Source organism: Streptomyces sp. NPDC055400 (genome assembly GCF_053644375.1).
The window spans coordinates 480,404-498,752 of record NZ_JBSHLM010000006.1 but is presented as its reverse complement, the minus strand read 5'-3'; the positions used below and the strand labels follow the sequence as shown (position 1 = coordinate 498,752).

The 18,349-nt window shown below is 71.4% G+C and carries 19 protein-coding genes; 7 read left to right on the top strand and 12 right to left on the bottom strand.

Annotated elements, in window-relative coordinates; translation table 11 throughout:
* Positions 1–22: 22 nt before the first annotated feature.
* The gene (locus tag ACWIGU_RS19250) at positions 23–544 is read right to left on the bottom strand and encodes an ATP-binding protein (RefSeq protein ID WP_454402330.1); all 522 of its coding nucleotides are present in this window, start codon (positions 542–544) and stop codon (positions 23–25) included.
* Positions 545–758: 214 nt separating this feature from the next.
* Positions 759–1,127 carry an STAS domain-containing protein gene (locus tag ACWIGU_RS19245; RefSeq protein ID WP_454402328.1) on the bottom strand — a complete coding sequence of 123 codons (369 nt, stop codon included), beginning with the start codon at positions 1,125–1,127 and terminating at the stop codon, positions 759–761.
* A 260-nt stretch (positions 1,128–1,387) separates the two neighbouring features.
* Here ACWIGU_RS19245 and ACWIGU_RS19240 point away from each other — a divergent pair, with 260 nt between their 5' ends.
* Positions 1,388–2,272 (top strand): RNA polymerase sigma factor SigF, encoded by an 885-nt coding sequence (locus ACWIGU_RS19240; protein ID WP_454402326.1) that lies wholly within the window; start codon positions 1,388–1,390, stop codon positions 2,270–2,272.
* An 85-nt stretch (positions 2,273–2,357) separates the two neighbouring features.
* On the opposite strand, the gene hutI is transcribed toward ACWIGU_RS19240, so the two are convergent.
* The 4 genes from hutI to hutU form a co-directional block, all read right to left on the bottom strand.
* Complete coding sequence (gene hutI / locus ACWIGU_RS19235) at positions 2,358–3,527, bottom strand: imidazolonepropionase (protein ID WP_454402324.1); 1,170 nt, start codon at positions 3,525–3,527, stop codon at positions 2,358–2,360.
* 132 nt (positions 3,528–3,659) lie between these two features.
* Positions 3,660–4,997 (bottom strand): formimidoylglutamate deiminase, encoded by a 1,338-nt coding sequence (locus ACWIGU_RS19230; RefSeq protein WP_454402322.1) that lies wholly within the window; start codon positions 4,995–4,997, stop codon positions 3,660–3,662.
* Positions 4,988–6,190: an allantoate amidohydrolase gene (locus tag ACWIGU_RS19225; protein WP_454402419.1), complete on the bottom strand. Its 1,203-nt coding sequence runs from the start codon at positions 6,188–6,190 to the stop codon at positions 4,988–4,990. The genes ACWIGU_RS19230 and ACWIGU_RS19225 overlap by 10 nt, the downstream gene beginning before the upstream one ends.
* Positions 6,191–6,210: 20 nt before the next feature.
* The gene (hutU, locus tag ACWIGU_RS19220; RefSeq protein WP_454402320.1) at positions 6,211–7,875 is read right to left on the bottom strand and encodes a urocanate hydratase; all 1,665 of its coding nucleotides are present in this window, start codon (positions 7,873–7,875) and stop codon (positions 6,211–6,213) included.
* Positions 7,876–8,264: 389 nt separating this feature from the next.
* Between hutU and ACWIGU_RS19215 the strand changes: the two genes are divergently transcribed.
* From ACWIGU_RS19215 to ACWIGU_RS19200, 4 genes are read left to right on the top strand one after another with little or no spacing between them, the layout of a single operon-like run.
* Positions 8,265–8,663 carry a hypothetical protein gene (locus tag ACWIGU_RS19215; protein ID WP_454402417.1) on the top strand — a complete coding sequence of 133 codons (399 nt, stop codon included), beginning with the start codon at positions 8,265–8,267 and terminating at the stop codon, positions 8,661–8,663.
* Between the two features lie 59 nt (positions 8,664–8,722).
* Positions 8,723–9,457 carry a transcriptional regulator gene (locus ACWIGU_RS19210; RefSeq protein ID WP_454402415.1) on the top strand — a complete coding sequence of 245 codons (735 nt, stop codon included), beginning with the start codon at positions 8,723–8,725 and terminating at the stop codon, positions 9,455–9,457.
* A gap of 38 nt (positions 9,458–9,495) precedes the next feature.
* Positions 9,496–9,969: a roadblock/LC7 domain-containing protein gene (locus ACWIGU_RS19205; RefSeq protein WP_454402318.1), complete on the top strand. Its 474-nt coding sequence runs from the start codon at positions 9,496–9,498 to the stop codon at positions 9,967–9,969.
* 40 nt (positions 9,970–10,009) lie between these two features.
* Complete coding sequence (locus ACWIGU_RS19200; RefSeq protein ID WP_454402316.1) at positions 10,010–10,384, top strand: hypothetical protein; 375 nt, start codon at positions 10,010–10,012, stop codon at positions 10,382–10,384.
* Positions 10,385–10,453: 69 nt separating this feature from the next.
* Here ACWIGU_RS19200 and ACWIGU_RS19195 read toward each other — a convergent pair whose 3' ends face one another.
* The 6 genes from ACWIGU_RS19195 to ACWIGU_RS19170 form a co-directional block, all read right to left on the bottom strand.
* Positions 10,454–10,879 carry a hypothetical protein gene (locus ACWIGU_RS19195; protein WP_454402314.1) on the bottom strand — a complete coding sequence of 142 codons (426 nt, stop codon included), beginning with the start codon at positions 10,877–10,879 and terminating at the stop codon, positions 10,454–10,456.
* A gap of 72 nt (positions 10,880–10,951) precedes the next feature.
* A complete protein-coding gene (locus ACWIGU_RS19190; protein WP_454402312.1) occupies positions 10,952–12,352 on the bottom strand; it encodes a purine-cytosine permease family protein in 1,401 nt (466 codons plus the stop codon).
* 14 nt (positions 12,353–12,366) lie between these two features.
* Entirely contained in the window at positions 12,367–13,302 is a 936-nt protein-coding gene (locus ACWIGU_RS19185; protein WP_454402310.1) for an ABC transporter substrate-binding protein, read from the bottom strand.
* An 11-nt stretch (positions 13,303–13,313) separates the two neighbouring features.
* The gene (locus ACWIGU_RS19180) at positions 13,314–13,985 is read right to left on the bottom strand and encodes an ABC transporter permease (RefSeq protein WP_454402308.1); all 672 of its coding nucleotides are present in this window, start codon (positions 13,983–13,985) and stop codon (positions 13,314–13,316) included.
* 1 nt (position 13,986) lies between these two features.
* Positions 13,987–14,634 carry an ABC transporter permease gene (locus tag ACWIGU_RS19175; RefSeq protein ID WP_454402306.1) on the bottom strand — a complete coding sequence of 216 codons (648 nt, stop codon included), beginning with the start codon at positions 14,632–14,634 and terminating at the stop codon, positions 13,987–13,989.
* Positions 14,631–15,677 (bottom strand): ABC transporter ATP-binding protein, encoded by a 1,047-nt coding sequence (locus ACWIGU_RS19170; protein WP_454402304.1) that lies wholly within the window; start codon positions 15,675–15,677, stop codon positions 14,631–14,633. Before ACWIGU_RS19170 ends, ACWIGU_RS19175 begins: the two co-directional genes overlap by 4 nt.
* A 154-nt stretch (positions 15,678–15,831) precedes the next feature.
* Between ACWIGU_RS19170 and ACWIGU_RS19165 the strand changes: the two genes are divergently transcribed.
* Both ACWIGU_RS19165 and ACWIGU_RS19160 read left to right on the top strand, forming a co-directional pair.
* On the top strand, positions 15,832–17,412 hold the full coding sequence (locus ACWIGU_RS19165; protein ID WP_454402302.1) for an aromatic amino acid ammonia-lyase: 1,581 nt from the start codon (positions 15,832–15,834) through the stop codon (positions 17,410–17,412).
* On the top strand, positions 17,409–18,242 hold the full coding sequence (locus ACWIGU_RS19160; RefSeq protein WP_454402300.1) for a MurR/RpiR family transcriptional regulator: 834 nt from the start codon (positions 17,409–17,411) through the stop codon (positions 18,240–18,242). Before ACWIGU_RS19165 ends, ACWIGU_RS19160 begins: the two co-directional genes overlap by 4 nt.
* Positions 18,243–18,349 lie beyond the last annotated feature (107 nt).

The following is an 18,349-nucleotide window of genomic DNA, read 5'->3' as shown; positions in this document are numbered from 1 at the left end:
CCAGGCCCCCCAAGGGCTCCCGTCAGGCGGGCGCCCCGACTTCGGCCCACACGGTCTTGCCGGGCACACCTGCGGTCCTGACGACCCCCCAGTCCATGCACAGGCGCTGCACGATGAACATCCCGTGCCCGCCGGGCCGGCCGGCGCGGTGCGGCGTCCGGGGCGCGGGCTGCCCGGCCCCCCGGTCGGAGACCTCGATGCGCAGCACCTTGCTGTCGCAGGAGATGCGCAGCTCGTCGGGGCCCTCGGCGTGCAGGCAGGCGTTGGTGACCAGCTCGGAGACGACGAGCAGGACGTCCTCGGCGGCGGCCCGCCGGTCGGCGGTGTCCGCCGGCATCCAGCCCCACGCGTGCAGCGCCTCACGGGTGAAGTCACGGGCCAGGGGGACGATGCCGGCCGCCCCGACCAGGTTCAGCCTGCGGCTCTGGTGCCCGACTGCCCGCCCGACGTCGGCGGGGGGCAGACCTGGCGTGCCACCGGTTTCGCCGGCGGCTTCCGGCTCCGGGCCGCGGTCGCCCGGCGAGTAAGGCCGGGTGGTGCCCATCAGCACTTCACCTCACCGAGACTCTTGACGTGTGATGTGTGGAAACGAACCGCCGTGACGGCGAGGTCCGGCGTGGGACCCAGCATGTCTCCTGCCCGACCGATCCGTGAGAACACCCACTTGTTCGGCATGGCTGGTGTGACGCTGGTAACGCCTCGATCACGTAGAGACAACTGACGCGTAACTTCCGTGCTTCACCTGCGTACGCGCCCCGTCAGTCCTCGAGAGCCGCGCTCAGCGACTCATGGACGGTGAAGACGGCCTCCGCGCCGGTGATCTCGAAGACCCGGGCCACCACGGGCAGCATCCCGGCCAGATGGACTCCGCCACCGGCGGCTTCCGCCTTGAGGCGGGCGCCGAGCAGCACATTGAGCCCGGTCGAATCACAGAACTCAAGCCGTGAGCAGTCGATCACCAGCCGTGAGAATCCGGTGGTGAGACAGCTCTCAAGAGGTTCTCGCAATAGATCGGCGGTGTGGTGATCCAGCTCACCCACCGGAGTCACGACGGCGCTGGCGCCCTCTTCCCGCACCTCGACCAGAAGCCGGCCCCGATGCGCGCTGCCGACTGTCCCGCGGTCCATGACGTCTCTCTCTTCCGAGTCTTCCGACCGTCGTGGCTGTTGAATGACGCCCTCGAACACTACGCCTTTGCTACGCCCTCCGGTACCCGAACAACCCCTAGGAATCGGACATTTACACACATACCGCACTTGCGGGCGGAGCGTAAAAGCGGGTAGGCCTAGTAAGGACAGTTTCAACCACGGCCGGCTACGGAGGCGCCGCACACCGCAGTGCACGTATTGGCATCGGCAGCCATATGCCGAGAACGATGGAGGACATCATGTCACCCCGGCTCGACGAATCGCGTACTGACCAGGCGTCGACGTCGACACCCCCACCGGAACACGAGGCCTTCGACAACCTGGCCGGCCTGCCGGAGATCCCGCCTTTCGACGAGGTGGCTCCCCAGGACGCGCGGGCCCTGTCAAAAACGCTCTTCGAGCGGCTGGAGTCCCTCGAAGAGGGCACCCACGAGTATGCGTATGTCCGTAACACGCTGGTTGAACTCAATCTCGCCCTGGTGAAGTTCGCGGCGTCCCGGTTTCGCTCCCGCAGCGAGCCGATGGAGGACATCATCCAGGTCGGCACGATCGGCCTGATCAAGGCGATCGACCGCTTCGAGCTGAGCCGTGGCGTCGAGTTCCCCACGTTCGCCATGCCGACCATCGTCGGCGAGATAAAGCGCTTCTTCCGTGACACGTCCTGGTCGGTCCGCGTTCCGCGGCGGCTCCAGGAGCTTCGTCTCGACCTTGCCAAGGCGGGCGACGAACTCGCCCAGCAGTTCGACCGCGCACCGACGGTGGGCGAGCTCGCCGAGCGCCTGGGCATCACGAACGACGAGGTCGTCGAGGGCATGGCCGCCTCCAACGCCTACACGGCCAGCTCCCTGGACGCACAGCCCGAGGAGGACGACTCCGAGGGCGCGCTCGCGGACCGCATCGGGTACGAGGACCACGAGCTCGAGGGCATCGAGTACGTCGAGTCCCTAAAGCCCCTGATCGCCGAACTGCCCTCCCGGGACCGGAAGATCCTCTCCCTGCGCTTCGTCGCCAACATGACGCAGTCGGAGATCGGTGACGAGCTGGGCATCTCCCAGATGCACGTGTCCCGGCTGCTCTCACGCACGCTGGTGCGCCTGCGCAAGGGCCTCACGCTGGAGGAATAGCCCTCACGCCGCGGCCATGACTCCATCGCCTCCGCGCATGCAGCGCGGAGGCGATGTGTGTGTACGGAGGCGACGCGCGCGCGGCTCAGGCGGCGCGCACTCCGCGCCGCCAGACGGCCGACACCAGCGGCACGCCCGGCCGGTACGCCAGGTGCACATGGCTCGGCGCGTCGAGCAGGGCCAGGTCCGCGTACGCGCCCGGCGCCACGCGGCCGACGTCGTCGCGGCGCAGCGCCCGCGCGCCGCCCGCCGTCGCGGCCCAGATCGCCTCGTCCGGCGTCATCCCCATGTCCCGTACGGCCAGGGCGATGCAGAACGGCACCGAGGACGTGAAGGACGAGCCCGGGTTGCAGTCCGTGGACAGCGCCACGGTCGCGCCCGCGTCCAGGAGACGACGGGCGTCGGGCCACTCGGCGCGCGTCGAGAACTCGGCGCCGGGCAGCAGCGTGGCGACCGTCCCGCTGTTGGCGAGGGCGTCGACGTCCGCGTCCGTGAGGTGCGTGCAGTGGTCGGCGCTCGCCGCGTCGAGCTCGACGGCGAGCTGGACCCCGGGCCCGTAGCTGAGCTGGTTCGCGTGGACGCGGGGGTGCAGGCCGCGGGCCTTGCCGGCGTTGAGGATCGCGCGCGCCTGGTCGCCGTCGAAGGCGCCCTTCTCACAGAAGACGTCGACCCAGCGGGCGTGCGGGGCGCAGGCGTCCAGCATCTCGCCGGTGACGAGCGCGACGTAGGCGGCCGGGTCGTCCGCGTAGTCCGGCGACACGATGTGCGCGCCGAGGTAGGTGACCTCGTCGGTGTGCCGCGCCGCGACGCGCAGCGCCCTCGCCTCGTCCTCGACGGTCAGGCCGTAGCCCGACTTCGTCTCGAACGTCGTCGTGCCCTGGCGCAGCGCCTCGGCGAGGTAGTGGGTGAGGTTCGCCTCCAGCTCCGCGTCCGTCGCGGCGCGGGTGGCCGCGACCGTCGTACGGATGCCTCCGGCGGAGTAACTGCGGCCCGACATGCGGGCGTTGAACTCCTGGGTGCGGTCGCCCGCGAACACCAGGTGGGAGTGCGAGTCGACGAAGCCGGGGATGACGGCGCGGCCTTCGGCGTCGTGGGTGGCGTCGGCTGCCGGCGCCTTCGCCCGCGGCCCCACCCAGGCGATCCGGTCGTCCTCGATGACCACCGCCGCGTTCTCGATGAGCCCGAGGGGGCTGTCGCCGTGGGCCGGGTCATTGGTGACCAGGGAGCCGATGTTGGTGATGACGGTGGTGGTCATGGTTCCTCTCCGTGGGTGGGGAATCCTCAAACTCCCCCAGACTCCGTCCGGGGGCCCCCAACGGGCTGTTGTGTCGGCCCGTCCGGCGTTCGAGGACATTCGGGAAGGGGCGGGCTGGGGGAGGAAACAGCTTTACCCCCGCAGCGCCCCGATCGCCGCCGTCAGCGCCCCCGCGACATCCCCGACCAGCTCGTGCTGCCCGTCACGGACCACCTGGCGGCCCCCCACGACCGTGTGCCGGACATCCGCGGCCGACGCCGCGAACACCGCTGTCTCCGCCCCGAGGCGCGGCAGCGGGCCCGCCGTCCGTACGGAGTCCAGGGCCACCGTCGTGAGGTCGGCGAGGGCCCCGCGTTCGATCCGTCCGGCGTCGGTCCAGCCGAGCGCCGCGTGCCCGTCGGCCGTGGCGGCGCGCAGCAGGGCCGCCGCCGTCCAGTGGCCCCGGGTGCGCGTGCGCAGCCGCTCGTTCAGCTCCATCGCCCGCGCCTCTTCGAAGAGGTCGATGACGGCGTGGCTGTCCGAGCCCAGGGAGAGCGGTGAGCCCTCCTTCTGGAGGGCGACGGCGGGACCGATGCCGTCGGCCAGGTCGCGTTCCGTGGTGGGGCACATGCACGTGCCCGTCCGGGAACCGCCGAGCAGGGCGATGTCCTCGTCGGTGAGATGCGTGTTGTGGACGCCCGTGGTGTTCGGGCCGAGCACGCCGTGGTCCGCGAGGAGCCGGGTCGGCGTGCAGTCGTGCGCGGCCAGGCACGCCTCGTTCTCCGCGGTCTGCTCGGAGAGGTGGACGTGCAGGGGCGCACCGCGCGTGCCCGCCCACTCGGCGACCGTGCCGAGCTGGTCCGCGGGGACGGCCCGCACGGAGTGGATCGCCGCGCCGATGCGCGCGTGGTCGCGGTCCTTGAGGAGCGTGGCCCGCTCGGCCCACGCCTCGGTGGTGCCGTCGGAGAAGCGGAGCTGGTGGCGGTCCGGCTCCTTTCCGAAGCCCGACGAGACATACGCGGTGTCGAGGAGCGTGATGCGGATGCCGGCCTCTGCGGCGGCCGCGATCAGGGCCTCGCCCATCGCGTTGGGGTCGTCGTACGGGGTACCGCCCGGCGCGTGGTGCAGATAGTGGAACTCGCCGACGGTGGTGATCCCGGCGAGCGCCATCTCCGCGTACACCGCCCTGGCGAGCGCGTGATACGTGTCCGGAGTCAGCCGGTCGGCGACCGAGTACATGACCTCGCGCCACGTCCAGAACGTGCCCGAGCCCACCTGGACGGTGGAGCGCAGGGCGCGGTGGAAGGCGTGGCTGTGGGCGTTGGCCAGGCCGGGGACGGTCAGGCCGCGCAGCACGGTCGCGCCGGGGGGCGGGGTGTCGGCGCCGGTGCGCACGTCCGCGATGCGGCCGTCCTGCGACACCTCGACGACCACGCCCGGCTCGACCTCCGGGTCGAGCCAGGCATGTTCCAGCCAGTACGTCACCTGCACGCCAAACCCTCCAGTACGTCGGCGAGTGCGTTCACCCCGGCGAGGCAGTCGTCCTCCGCGGCGTGTTCGGCCGGGGAGTGCGAGACGCCCGTGGGGTTGCGCACGAACAGCATGGCGGTCGGCACGGAGTCCGCGAGGATTCCGGCGTCGTGTCCCGCGCCGGTGCCGAGCACGGGGACGGTGAGCTTGTCGTCGGTGCCGAGGATGCGACCGAGCTCGTCGCGCAGCGCGTGGTCGAACTCGACGACGGGCGTGAACGACTCGCGCACGGTCTCCAGGTCGATGCCGTGCGCGTCGGCGTACTCGCGGGCCGCCTTCTCGACGGCCGTGACGACCGTGTCGAGGGTCTGCTGGTCGGCGGCGCGGGAGTCGAGCCAGCCGCGGACCAGGGACGGGATGGCGTTGACGCCGTTCGGCTCGACGGAGATCTTGCCGAACGTGGCGACCGCGCCCGCGAGTTCCGCCTCGCGGCGGGCCGCGAGGACGGTCTGCGCGTACGACAGCATCGGGTCGCGGCGGTCCACGAGACGCGTGGTGCCCGCGTGGTTGGCCTCGCCGCGGAAGTCGAAGCGCCAGCGGCCGTGCGGCCAGATCGCGCTCGCGATGCCCACGGCGTCGCCCGACAGGTCAAGGGCGCGGCCCTGCTCCACGTGCAGCTCGACGAAGGCGCCGATGCGCGCGAGCCGCTCGGGGTCGGGGCCGATCGCCTCCGGGTCGTAGCCCGCCCGCTCCATGGCGCGCGGGAGGCTGACGCCGTCGCCGTCGCGCAGCTCGGCCGCACGGTCCGGCGTGAGCTTGCCCGCCGCGAGGCGGGAGCCGACGCAGGCCAGGCCGAACCGGGCCCCCTCCTCGTCACCGAAGTTGGTGAGGGCGAGGGGGCGGGTGAACTCCGCTCCCCTGCGGCGGAGTTCGTCGAGGGCGGCGAAGGACGACACGACCCCGAGAGGCCCGTCGAACGCGCCACCGTCCGGTACGGAGTCCAGGTGGGAGCCGGTGACGACGGCGTCCCCGGCGGCCGGGTCACCGAGCCAGGCCCACTGGTTTCCGTTGCGGTCGAGCTCGTAGGTCAGGCCTCGGGACTCGGCCTGCGCCTTGAACCACGCGCGGCAGTCGGCGTCCGCGCCGGTCCAGGCGTAGCGGCGGTAGCCGCCGCTCTCGTCGTTGCGGCCGATGGGCGCGAGGTCGCGCCACATCTCGCCGAAGGAAGGACTCGTCACGCGTCGTCACCCTCGCGCATCGGCACCCGCACCCCGCGCTCGGCCGCGACGTCGGCCGCGTGCTCGTAGCCCGCGTCGACGTGACGGATGACGCCCATGCCGGGGTCGTTGGTGAGGACGCGCTCGATCTTCTGCGCGGCCAGCTCGGTGCCGTCGGCGACGCACACCTGGCCGGCGTGGATGGAGCGGCCCATGCCGACGCCGCCGCCGTGGTGGATGGAGACCCAGGAGGCGCCGGAGGCGGTGTTGACCAGGGCGTTGAGCAGCGGCCAGTCGGCGATGGCGTCGGAGCCGTCCTTCATCGCCTCGGTCTCGCGGTACGGGGAGGCGACCGAGCCGGAGTCGAGGTGGTCGCGGCCGATGGCGACGGGGGCGGAGAGCTCGCCGGAGGCGACCATCTCGTTGAACTTCAGGCCGGCCAGGTGGCGTTCGCCGTAGCCGAGCCAGCAGATACGCGCCGGGAGACCCTCGAAGGCGATCCGCTCGCCGGCCATGTCGATCCAGCGGTGCAGGTGCTTGTTCTCCGGGAACAGCTCCTTGATCGCCTTGTCCGTCTTGGCGATGTCCTCCGGGTCGCCGGACAGGGCGGCCCAGCGGAACGGGCCGAGGCCCTCCTCGAACAGCGGGCGGATGTGGGCCGGGACGAAGCCGGGGAAGTCGAAGGCGCGCTCGCAGCCGGCCTTGCGGGCCTCGTCGCGGATGGAGTTGCCGTAGTCGAAGACCTCGGCGCCCTTGTCGAGGAAGCCGAGCATGGCCTCGACGTGGAGGCGCATCGAGTGGCGCGCCCTGTCGGTGAAGCCGGCCGGGTCGGCCTCGCGCTCCTTGTCCCAGTCCTCGACCGAGATGCCGACGGGCAGGTAGGCCAGCGGGTCGTGGGCGGAGGTCTGGTCGGTGACGATGTCGATCGGGGCCTCGCGGCGCAGCAGCTCCGGGAAGATCTCGGCGGCGTTGCCGACGACGCCGATGGACAGGCCGCGGCGCTCGTCGCGGGCCTGGACCGCGAGCTCCAGGGCGTGGTCCAGGTTGTCGGCCTTGACGTCCAGGTAGCGGGTGCCGATGCGGCGGTCGATGCGGGTCTCGTCGACGTCGACGCAGATCGCGACGCCCTCGTTCATCGTCACGGCGAGGGGCTGGGCGCCGCCCATGCCACCGACGCCGGCGGTGAGGGTGATCGTGCCGGCGAGAGTGCCGTTGAACTTCTTGCGGGCGACCGCGCCGAAGGTCTCGTACGTGCCCTGGACGATGCCCTGCGAGCCGATGTAGATCCACGAACCGGCCGTCATCTGGCCGTACATGGTGAGGCCCTCGGCCTCCAGCTTGCGGAACTCCTCCCAGTTGGCCCAGTCGCCCACGAGGTTGGAGTTGGCGAGCAGCACACGCGGCGCCCACTCGCTGGTGCGCATGACACCGACCGGCTTGCCGGACTGCACGAGGAGGGTCTCGTCCGACTTCAGCGTCTTGAGCGTGCGCACGATCGCGTCGTACGCCTCCCAGGACCGGGCCGCCTTGCCGGTGCCCCCGTAGACCACCAGCTTGTCGGGGTACTCGGCGACCTCCGCGTCGAGGTTGTTCATGAGCATCCGGAGGGCGCCCTCCTGCTGCCATCCCAGGGTGTTCAGTTCCGTGCCGCGCGGGGCTCGTACGGGGCGGGGTCCTGACATGGCTGCCTCCTAGAAACTGTTGCCGTAGTTATTCACATCCTGGCGTTCTGAATAGAGCTAGTCAATACATCTCATCGGCCGGTTGCCGCGCCGCCGCGCCGGACATAGGTGATTGCCTGGCCACAGAGGTCTTCAGGAGGTCCGGCGGGCAACGCTCCGGAGGCGCTGCCGGGGCCCTGACGGGGCTCCGAGGGGGCTCCGAGAGGGCCATGCGGAGAGGCTTCCTCCGAGTAGGGCGGCGCCTCGACTCCCGCGGTTATCAGGCCGGTTGGCGGATTTTAGTCGCTCCCTGCATGTTCCACTGGAAAATGCCAGAACCCTCACCTGGCCTCCGTACGTTGCGTAGCGTCGTGCACACGGCCGAACGTCACGTACGGGAGGAGTCCGGTGTGCCCGGAATCGACGAGTGCCTGCTGGAAGCCATGCGGCTGCCCGGTGCGCGGGGTGCCTCCGTGGTCGACTGGACCAGCGGACTCGCCCTCGGCACCGTCGGGGACTCGCCGAACGGGGACCACGAGGCGACCGCCGCGGAGGCCGCCGAGCTGGCCCGGATGACGGCCGAGCACCGTGCCTTCGCACCCGCAGACGGCGCCGACTGGTCCGCCGGCGAGCTGCCGGTCGAGGACGTCATCGTCACCAGCCGGGACGGCTATCACGTACTGCGCTTCGTGCGGACCACGTTCGACAGCAGCGTCTTCCTCCATCTCTGGCTCGACCGGGAACAGGGCAACCTGGCGCTGTCCCGCATCCGGCTCGGCGAGATGGCGGACCGGCTGGTGCTCGGGTGACCACGACGGCGGCGGCCAGGGCCGAGGGCCGCACCACGACACCGGCCGGAGTCTCCCCCATGCTGCGCCGCCTCGCCGAGGAACGGGCCACCGGCGCCCTGCTGCGCGACCGCGGCACGCTCTACCTCGCCGACGGACAGGTCGTGCACGCCGAGAGCCCCGCGACGCCGGGCATCGACGTCCTGCTCACCACCGGCGGCGCCCTGCACCCCGACGGCTGGTGGGAGGCCGTCGACGCGGCCGGGACACGGCAGCGGGTCGGCCGGTACCTCGTGGAGAGCGGCCGGCTCACCGACGGCGCGCTCGAACTGTGCCACCTGGGCGCCCTCTACGACGCCGCGTTCTTCGCACTCGCGCCCAGCGGCGCCCCGGCCCGCTTCCGCTACGGCGCCGCCCACTGGTTCGGCACCGTCCACCCTGTCTCCGTCGCGTCCGTGGAGGCCGAGACGCTGCGCCGGCGCGAGCTGCTGCACGGCATCTGGCCCGACGCCGCCGCCGACACCGCACTCCTCGAACGGGGCGGCGGCCACAGCCCCGCGGTCCCGCCGCGCCAGCGCGCCGTGCTCGCCCTGGTCGACGGGGCGCGCACCGCGGCCGACATCTCCCACGTCCTCGGCAGGCCCGCCTTCCACACCCTGGTGGATCTGCGCAGGCTCGCCGCCGCCGGCCTCGTACGGGCTGCGGCACCGCGTCCGCTGCCGCCCCCGGCCGCGCCCGCCTGGGCGGGCGCGGCGTCGACCGACCCCGATGTCGCCCTGTTACGCCGCCTCAGAGACGCGCTGGAGGCCCTGTGAGACGCGCGCTCCGCCAGCGTGCCGAGAGGAGACAGCTGATGACGGCCGAGGCCGAAGTCCTCGAAGAACTGCACCGGTTGAGAGCCCGCGTGCCCCGCCTCACGGGTGCGCTCGCGGCAGGTGTCGACGGGCTCGTCCTCGCCCACGACACCCCGGGCGTGGAGGCCGAGGGCATCGCCGCGCTCACCGCCGCCTCGCTCGGTGTGGCCCTGCGCATGGCCGACGCGACGGGGCGCGGTGATCTCCGCGAACTCCTCGTGCGCGGCACACACGGCTATGTGGCCACCTACGCGGCCGGCCCGTCCGCGGTCCTGACGCTGCTCGCGGATGACCAGGTCAGCGTCGGCCGCCTGCACCTGGAGGGCCGCCGCAGCGGGGCGCGTATCGGCGAACTCGTGGCGGACGTCCTGACACCCGTCGAACCGCCCACGCCCGACCGGCGCCAGCCCCGGCCGTCGACCCGGCAACAGCGGCTGCCCACCCGCCCCGTACCGCCCCAGTCCGCTTCCTGAACGAAACCACCGCACACGCGATCCCCCGAAAGGACCGACCATGGCCAACACCGAAGCCGCCCTCAAGGACGCCGTCACCTCGATCGAAGGCGCCGCCGCCGCCGCGCTCGTCGACTACACGAGCGGCATGGCGCTCGGCACCATCGGCGGCACCAAGGACTTCGACCTCGAAGTGGCCGCCGCCGGCAACACCGACGTCGTACGCGCCAAACTCCGCACCATGGAGCACCTCGGCCTCAAGGACGAGATCGAGGACATCCTGATCACGCTCGGCACCCAGTACCACCTGATCCGCCTGCTGTCGGGGCGCTCAGGAAACGGCCTCTTCCTCTACCTGGTCCTCGACAAGAGCCGCGCCAATCTGGCGATGGCACGCCACCAGCTGAAGAAGATCGAGGTCGAACTCGAGGTCTGAGCCTCCCGCCGCCCAGGGACGGCGCCGCGCCCCGCCGGGCGCGGCGCTCCCAGGCGGCGGCAGCGGGGCTCAGTCCTCCCAGTCCGACGTCTCGCGCTGCTTGCGCGTCGCCCCGAACCTCGGCATCCACCGCACCGCGTGCAGCGCGTTCACGCCGACGATGCCCGTCCAGGCGATCAGCAGGCCGGGGAGATCGGCGTTGACGACGGCGATCGCGGACAGCGGGATGGCGAGGACCAGGGAGACGACGCCGAAGCCGAAGCGCTCGCCCCAGCTGTCGCTGTCGCCGCGCGGGGAGCGCGCGCCGCGGGCGACGACCATCTGCTGCTCCGCCAGCTGCCGCCGCACACGGCGGTCCACGGCACCGTCGAGGCGCTGCTCGACCTTGTCCAGGAACGAGTCGACGAGCGCGGACTCGTACTCTTCGCCGAGTTCCCTGCGCGCGTGCAGGGTGGCGTCGAGTTCCTTCTTGAGTTCGGCGTCACGGGCTTCCATACCGGCCTACGGTACGGACCGAATCCCGCCGTGACAGTGGGGCTAGCCCCCCTCTTGTCCCTGGGCCGGGCCCTACTCCGCCGCCACCGGCTCCCGCAGCGTCCGCTCGGGGATGTGCGCCGTATTGCGCCGGGCCACGGCCCAGTACAGGACGGCCGGCACCACGAGGCCCACGATCCAGGAGACGTCGGCGCCGCCGAGCGGCTCGACGAGGGGGCCCGTGTAGAAGTGCGTGGCGAGGAACGGGAGCTGCGCGAGGAGCCCGACCGCGTAGACGGTGAGCGCGTCCCAGCGCCAGGCCCCGTAGCGCCCGTGCGGGTCGGAGAGGGCCGGGATGTCGTACCGCTCCTTGGAGATCAGGTAGTAGTCGACCAGGTTGATCGCCGACCAGGGCGTGAAGAACGTCAGCAGGAACAGCAGGAAGTCCTTGAAGGACGACAGGAAGCTGTCCTTGCCGATGAGCGCGACCGCCGTGCCCGCGATCATGATCAGTGCGATGTACACGGCCCTGGCGCGCTGCGAGAGGACCTTCTGGCCGCGGAAGCCGCTGACGCTCGTCACCATCGACATGAAGCCGCCGTACGTGTTGAGCACGTTGATGGTCAGCTTGCCGAGCGCGATCACGAAGTACAGGAACGAGGCGATGATCCCGGCGCCGCCGAGGCCGACCACGTAGCTGACCTGGTTGTCGAGGAACTTCGCGCCCGCCGTCGCCGCGACGAGGACGCCGAACGTCATCGACCACTGCGAGCCGATCGCCGACCCCGACAGCGTCCACCAGAACGTGGCCTTGGCCGACGTCCTGCGGGGCAGATAGCGCGAGTAGTCCGCGACGTACGGGCCGAAGGCGAGCTGCCAGGACGCGGAGAGCGAGATGGCGAGCAGGAACATCGGCGCGTCGAAGTGCGCGTCGTGCAGCAGCGCGGACAGGTCGACCCGGTCCAGGAGCCGGATGCCGAGGTAGACGAAGGCGACGGCGCACACGACGCTGGCGACCCGGCCGAGCGCGTGGATGACGCGGTAACCGACCGTCGCCATCGCCCCGGTGACCAGGGCGAACACGACGATGCCCGTGGTGTCGCCGGTGTGCGTGAGCTCGCCGACGGCCTGTCCGGCGAGCACGCTGCCGCTGGCGAAGAACCCGACGTACATCAGGATCACCAGGAGCAGCGGGACGACCGCACCGCGCACGCCGAACTGGGCGCGGGACTGGATCATCTGGGGCAGGCCGAGCCTGGGGCCCTGCGCCGAGTGCAGCGCCATGACGGCGCCGCCCAGCAGGTTGCCGACGACGAGACCGACGAGCGACCAGACCACGTCCCCGCCGAAGACGACGGCGAGCGCGCCCGTCACGACGGCGGTGATCTGGAGGTTCGCGCCGAGCCAGAGCGTGAACTGCGAGAACGCCGTGCCGTGACGTTCCTCGTCGGGGACTACGTCGATGGAGCGCCGCTCCACGAGTGCTTCGGCCATGATCCGACTCTCCTTCAGCCCTTGCTGATCCCGTGCTGACGCGCGTACGCGTTGGCGACGTCCTCGGGATCCTTCTTGTCCTTGTCCACCTGCCGGTTGAGCTCGGTGAGCTGCTCCGTCGTCAGTACGTTGCCCAGGCGCGCGAGCGCCTTGCGGACCGTCGAGTCGGCCTTGCGGTCGGCGACGAGCGGGACGACGTGCTGGCCGGGGACGAGATTCTTGGGGTCGGTGAGGACGACCCAGTGGTTGTCGACGATGTCCGTGTCGGTGGTGAAGAGGTTCGCCACGTCGACGTCGCCCTTCTTCAGGGCGCCCTTGACCAGCGGCCCCGACGAGTCGAGGGACTTGAACTCCTTGAACTCGACGCCGTACACGTCCTTCAGGCCGACCGCGCCCACCTGGCGCTTCTTCACCTCGGGTGCGGCGCCGATGACGAGCTTGCCGTTGTGCTTCGCCAGGTCGGCGAGCGAGGTCAGCTTGTACTTCTTCGCCGTCTCGGCGGTGACGACGAACGCGTCGGAGTCCTCCGCCAGGCCGTAGGGCAGGATCTGCAGGCCCTTGGGCAGGACGACGGCGAGGGCGTTCTGCATCTCGCCCTCCTCGGTGGCCGTCGACTTCGGGTCGAGGTAGTGCAGGAGGGCGCCCTGGTACTCGGGGAGCAGGTCGATGTCGCCGCCCTTGAGGGCGGGGATGAGGATCTCGCGGGTGCCGAGGTTGGGGCGGACCTTCGTCTTCACACCGGCCGCTTCGAGCGCTGCCGCGTACAGGTAGCCGAGCACCTGGTTCTCGGTGAAGTTGGCGGTGCCGATGGTGACGCCGTTCTTGCTGGAGCCGCCGCCCCCGCCGCCCGAGCCCTGGCCGTCGAGAGAGGTGATGCCGCCGCTGCACGCGGCGAGCGCGGGGACGGAGGCTGCGGCGAACAGGCCGCCGATGACAGTCCTGCGGTTCATCTTGCGTGCTCCTAGGCCGACTTGGCGGGGCGGTGGCGGAAGAGGGCGCGCTGCAGTGCCGAGAGCGCGAGGTCGAGTACGACGGCGACGACCGCCACGAGGACGGCACCGCCGAGCACCTGCACGAGGTCGCGCTGGGCGAGCCCGTCGAAGACGTAGCGGCCGAGACCGCCGAAGGAGACGTACGCGGCGATGGTCGCCGTCGCGACGACCTGGATCAGGGCGAGCCGCAGGCCGGTCATGATCAGCGGCATCGCGAGCGGCAGCTCCACCTGGAACAGGACCTGGTGGCCGCGCATGCCCTGGCCGCGCGCCGCGTCCTTGACCTCCGGGTCGACGGCGCTCATGCCCGCGTACGTGTTGGTGACGATCGACGGGACCGCGAGGGCCACGAGCGCGATGTAGACCGGCCACATGGACAGGCCGCTCGCCAGGAAGACGAGGACGACCAGGCCGACGGTCGGCAGCGCGCGGCCGAAGCTGGACAGGTTGATCGCGAGGAACGCGCCGCGCCCGGTGTGGCCGATGAGCAGGCCGAGCGGCAGCGCGATGACGGCCGCGATGAGCGTGGCGAGCAGCGAGTACTGGAGGTGCTCGGCGAGGCGGTGCCCGATGCCGTCGGAGCCCGCCCACTGGTCGCCGTCGACCAGCCACGCGCCGAGGTTCTTGAAGAGTTCGTACATCTCAGGCACTCCTCCGGCGGCGGGTCCAGGGGGTCAGCACGTACTGCACGGCGACGAGGACCGCGTCCGCGGCGAGCGCGAGGAGCAGGGTCAGCACGACGCCGGCGATGACCGGGGTCGGGAAGTTGCGCTGGAACCCGTCGGTGAACAGCTGGCCGAGCCCGCCGTCGCCGATGTACGTCGCCACGGAGACCAGGGAGATCGCCATGACGGTCGCGATCCGCACCCCGGCCATGATCACCGGCAGGGCGAGGGGTAGTTCGACGGTGAGCAGGGTGCGCAGCGGGCGCGTCCCCATGGCCTTCGCGGCCTCCTTGGTCTTCGCCGGCACCGAGTCGAGGCCCTCGACGGTGTTCCGCAGGAGCACCACGAGCGTGTAGATCGTCAGGCCGATGACCGTGGTGGTGCGGGTGAGGCCGGAGACCGGGAGCAGCAGGACGAACACCGCGATCGACGGGATCGTGAACAGGACGTTCGAGAACCCGAGCAGGAAGCCGCGCAGCGGCTTGACGCGATGGGCGACGACGGCCAGCGGCAGCGAGATGACCAGGCCCAGCAGGACGGCGAAGAGCGCTGCCTGGAGGTGCGAGAGCGTGAGCGTGGTGAGGTCGGAGGTGTGCTCCGATATCCAGGACCAGTCGATGGTCATGAGGCACTCACCGCACCGGCGGCTATGTGGGCGAGGCCCGCGCGGTCGTGGATCTCGTCGCGGGACGTGACGCCGGTCAGGACACCGTCCGCGTCGACCCGGGCCACGAGGCCGCCGGGCGCCGCGATCGACTCGTTCAGCGCCGACAGGAGCGAGTCCGTGTCCCGCAGCGGGCGCACCGGCACCTCGGCGGAGGTGCCCTCGTCGCGCCACAGCAGCGGCTTGCGGGCCGCGTCGAGGACCAGTTCCCAGCCGGTGCCCTCGGGGGCCGGCCCCTGGCCGACGTCCGCGAGCGTGGTCAGGGACAGCAGCTTCAGGCCGCGCTCGGCGCCCAGGAAGTCGGCGACGAAGTCGTCCGCGGGGCGGGCGAGCAGCTCGGCGGGCGGCGCGCACTGGACGAGGTGACCGCCCGTGCGGAAGACGGCTATCCGGTCGCCGAGCCGTACGGCCTCGTCGATGTCGTGCGTGACGAAGACGATGGTCTTGTTCAGCTCCTGCTGGAGGCGCAGGAGCTCGTCCTGGAGCTGCGTGCGCACGACCGGGTCGACCGCGCCGAACGGCTCGTCCATGAGCAGCACCGGCGGGTCGGCGGCGAGCGCGCGGGCCACGCCGACACGCTGCTGCTGGCCGCCGGAGAGCTGGTGCGGGTAGCGCTTGCCGGCCTCGGTGGTGAGGCCGACGGTCTCCAGGAGCTCGGCCGCCCTCGCCCGCGCCTTGCGCCGGCCCCAGCCGAGCAGGAGCGGCACCGTCGCGATGTTGTCGAGGACGGTGCGGTGCGGGAAGAGGCCGGACTGCTGGATGACGTACCCGATGGAGCGGCGCAGCTCGGCCGCGTCCTGCTCCAGTACGTCACGGCCGCCGACGCGGATCGTGCCGGAGGTCGGGTCGACCATCCGGTTGATCATCCGCAGACTGGTCGTCTTGCCGCAACCGGAAGACCCGACGAAGACGGTCACGCCCCCTTCCGGCATGTCGAGCGTCAGGTCGTGCACTGCCGTCGTGCCGTTCGGGAAGCGTTTGTGGACCGTATCGAACTGGATCATGAGGAGTCCCCTTGCCCGGGCTGCATATCGTCATGCAGAGTTCTCTGTATCTGAATAAGTTGTCAATGCCCCGGCGCACATCGCCAGGTAAATCGCTGGTTAACGCGGCCGGGGAACGAGACAAGACGTCCGTTTGAGGAGGGTTTGGCGCATCATGTCGTCTCACATCGCGGACAGCGCGGGTAAGCCCCGACTGACGGCCACCCCGGGCCCCACGCCCATCGTCGTGCTCGACGGACACGGTCTCCCCGTGCCCGACGTCGTACGCCTGGCCGACTCCGCCGCCAGGCCCGTGCCCGGCACCGACGCCATGAAGCGCGTCGAGGAGTCCTGGAACGCCGCCCGCGAGATCGCCGCCTGGGGCCGCGTCTACGGCCGATCCACCGGCGTCGGCGCCAACCGGAACGAGGACGTGCCCACCGAGGCCGCCGCCGACCACGGCCTGCGCCTGCTCCGCAGCCACGCCGGCGCCATCGGCGACGAGCTGCCCGCACGGCAGGTCCGCGCCATGCTAGCCGTCCGCGCCAACCAGCTCCTCGCCGGCGGCGCGGGGCTGCGCCCCACCGTCGTCACGGCGCTGTGTGAAGCCCTGGAGACCGGTGCCTACCCCGTCGTCAACGAATTCGGCTCCGTCGGCACCGGTGACATCGCCGCCCTCGCCCAGATGGGCCTCGCCCTCGCCGGCGAGCACCCCTGGCGCGGCGACGGCGCCCCCGAGGCCCAGCCCCTCGACAACAACGACGCCCTCGCCCTCATCAGCAGCAACGCCCTCACCCTCGGCCAGTCAGCCCTCGCACTCCACGAACTGCGCGACCTGATCTCCGCCACCCAGCTCGTCGCCGCGCTCTCCCTGCTGGCCGTCGACGGCTCCTACGAGGCGTACGCCCTGCCCGTCCACGAGGCCCGCCACCACCGCGGCTCGTACGCCGTCGCCGCCCGCATGCGCGCGATCCTCGGCGCCCCCGAACGCCCGACCCCGCCGCTGGGCCGCATCCAGGACCCGTACGGCTTCCGCTGCGTCCCCCAGATCCACGGCCCCGCCCAGGACGCCGCCGACGCCCTCGAAGACGTACTCACCGTCGAGATCAACGCCGCCGCCGAGAACCCCCTCATCTCCCCCCAGGACATGTCCGCCTACCACCACGGTGGCTTCTACATGGCCCAACTCGCCCTGGCACTCGACCACTTCAGGCTCGCCATCACCCAGGTCGCCCGGCTCTCCACCTCGCGCCTGTCCACCCTGAACGAACCGGCCTACACCCGCCTGCGCCCCTTCCTCGCCGACGGCGAACCCGCCTCCTCGGGCGTGATGATCCTCGAATACGCGGCCGGAGCGGCCCTCGGCGACCTGCGCGCCTTCGCCGCCCCCGCGTCACTCGGCCACGCGGTCCTCTCCCGCGGCGTCGAGGAACAGGCCAGCTTCGCGTCGCTCGCCGCCCGCCAGACCCTGCGCGTCTGCGACGCCTACCGTCTCGTCGTGGGCTGCGAACTCGTCGCCGCCGTACGGGCGTTGCGCCAGCGCGACATGCGTCCCGACCCCGAACTCCCGGTCGGCCGCGCCTTCGCGCTCGCGGATACGGTCCTCGACCAGGACGCCACCGACCGCCCCCTGACGGAAGATGTCACCCGGGCCGCGGCGGGACTCCTGGACAGCTTCACCCGCATCGCCGACGGAACAGACGGACCGGCCGCCACCGCGACAGCCGGATCAGACCGCCCTGGGGGGACGGAATGAACGACAGCCCTGCCGCACGACTGCAACAGCTCTTCGAGGTCCACCGCCTGACACCCACTCAGCGACGCATCGCCCACTGCATGGTGCGCCGCGCCGCCGACGTCCCGTTCCTCTCCTCCGTGGAACTCGCCGAACTCGCGGGAGTCAGCCAGCCCTCCGTCACCCGCTTCGCCGTGGCACTCGGCTTCGACGGCTACCCCGCCCTGCGCAAACACCTGCGCGAGGTCGCCCCCGCCGAACCCGCCTCCCCCGCCTCGGCCAACGAGTACCAGCAGGCCGTCGAGGCCGAGATCGAGAACCTGCGCCACCTCGCCCAGCTCCTCGCCGACCCCGCCCCGATCGAACGCGCGGGCCGTCTCCTCGCCGCCTCCCGCCCGCTCCTCGTCCTCGGCCTGCGCGCCGCCGCCTCCCAGGCGTACGGGTTCTCGTACTTCGCGGCGAAGGTCCACCCCGACGTACGGCTCCTCGACGAGAGCGGCACGATGCTCGCCGACCGCGTCGACGCCGCGGTCCGCGCCGGAGCCACCGCGCTCCTCTGCTTCGCGCTCCCCCGCCACCCCAAGGAAGTCGTCGACGCGCTCGCCTACGCCAAGTCGGCCGGTCTCACCGTGATCACCGTCGCCGACTCGGCCTTCGCCCCCGTCGCCAAGCACTCGGACCTGCTCCTGCCCGCCGCGGTCGGCGAGGGCCTCGCCTTCGACACGGCGTGCTCACCGATGCTGCTGGGCCGCGTACTCCTGGAAGCGATGTGCGACAACCTGCCCGAGGCGCAGGCCCGCCTGGAGGAATTCGACGTGCGCGCCGCGGAACGGGGCCTGTTCGTCGAATAGAAGAGGGGTCACAGGAGTGATGCGCGGGGACCGCCGCACCCCCGTGAACGGGGGGCGGGACGACGGCGGTCCCCGCGAAGGACACGGCACCGGGTCAGGACCGGGTC

What these genes read in the sequence shown, in the direction of transcription:
- ACWIGU_RS19250 (WP_454402330.1), bottom strand. Translation starts at nt 544, where the DNA reads ATGGGCACCACCCGGCCTTACTCGCCGGGCGACCGCGGCCCGGAGCCG.
- ACWIGU_RS19245 (WP_454402328.1), bottom strand. Translation starts at nt 1,127, where the DNA reads ATGGACCGCGGGACAGTCGGCAGCGCGCATCGGGGCCGGCTTCTGGTC.
- ACWIGU_RS19240 (WP_454402326.1), top strand. Translation starts at nt 1,388, where the DNA reads ATGTCACCCCGGCTCGACGAATCGCGTACTGACCAGGCGTCGACGTCG.
- hutI (WP_454402324.1), bottom strand. Translation starts at nt 3,527, where the DNA reads ATGACCACCACCGTCATCACCAACATCGGCTCCCTGGTCACCAATGAC.
- ACWIGU_RS19225 (WP_454402419.1), bottom strand. Translation starts at nt 6,190, where the DNA reads ATGTGGCGCGACCTCGCGCCCATCGGCCGCAACGACGAGAGCGGCGGC.
- hutU (WP_454402320.1), bottom strand. Translation starts at nt 7,875, where the DNA reads ATGTCAGGACCCCGCCCCGTACGAGCCCCGCGCGGCACGGAACTGAAC.
- ACWIGU_RS19210 (WP_454402415.1), top strand. Translation starts at nt 8,723, where the DNA reads ATGCTGCGCCGCCTCGCCGAGGAACGGGCCACCGGCGCCCTGCTGCGC.
- ACWIGU_RS19205 (WP_454402318.1), top strand. Translation starts at nt 9,496, where the DNA reads ATGACGGCCGAGGCCGAAGTCCTCGAAGAACTGCACCGGTTGAGAGCC.
- ACWIGU_RS19200 (WP_454402316.1), top strand. Translation starts at nt 10,010, where the DNA reads ATGGCCAACACCGAAGCCGCCCTCAAGGACGCCGTCACCTCGATCGAA.
- ACWIGU_RS19195 (WP_454402314.1), bottom strand. Translation starts at nt 10,879, where the DNA reads ATGGAAGCCCGTGACGCCGAACTCAAGAAGGAACTCGACGCCACCCTG.
- ACWIGU_RS19190 (WP_454402312.1), bottom strand. Translation starts at nt 12,352, where the DNA reads ATGGCCGAAGCACTCGTGGAGCGGCGCTCCATCGACGTAGTCCCCGAC.
- ACWIGU_RS19185 (WP_454402310.1), bottom strand. Translation starts at nt 13,302, where the DNA reads ATGAACCGCAGGACTGTCATCGGCGGCCTGTTCGCCGCAGCCTCCGTC.
- ACWIGU_RS19180 (WP_454402308.1), bottom strand. Translation starts at nt 13,985, where the DNA reads ATGTACGAACTCTTCAAGAACCTCGGCGCGTGGCTGGTCGACGGCGAC.
- ACWIGU_RS19175 (WP_454402306.1), bottom strand. Translation starts at nt 14,634, where the DNA reads ATGACCATCGACTGGTCCTGGATATCGGAGCACACCTCCGACCTCACC.
- ACWIGU_RS19170 (WP_454402304.1), bottom strand. Translation starts at nt 15,677, where the DNA reads ATGATCCAGTTCGATACGGTCCACAAACGCTTCCCGAACGGCACGACG.
- ACWIGU_RS19165 (WP_454402302.1), top strand. Translation starts at nt 15,832, where the DNA reads ATGTCGTCTCACATCGCGGACAGCGCGGGTAAGCCCCGACTGACGGCC.
- ACWIGU_RS19160 (WP_454402300.1), top strand. Translation starts at nt 17,409, where the DNA reads ATGAACGACAGCCCTGCCGCACGACTGCAACAGCTCTTCGAGGTCCAC.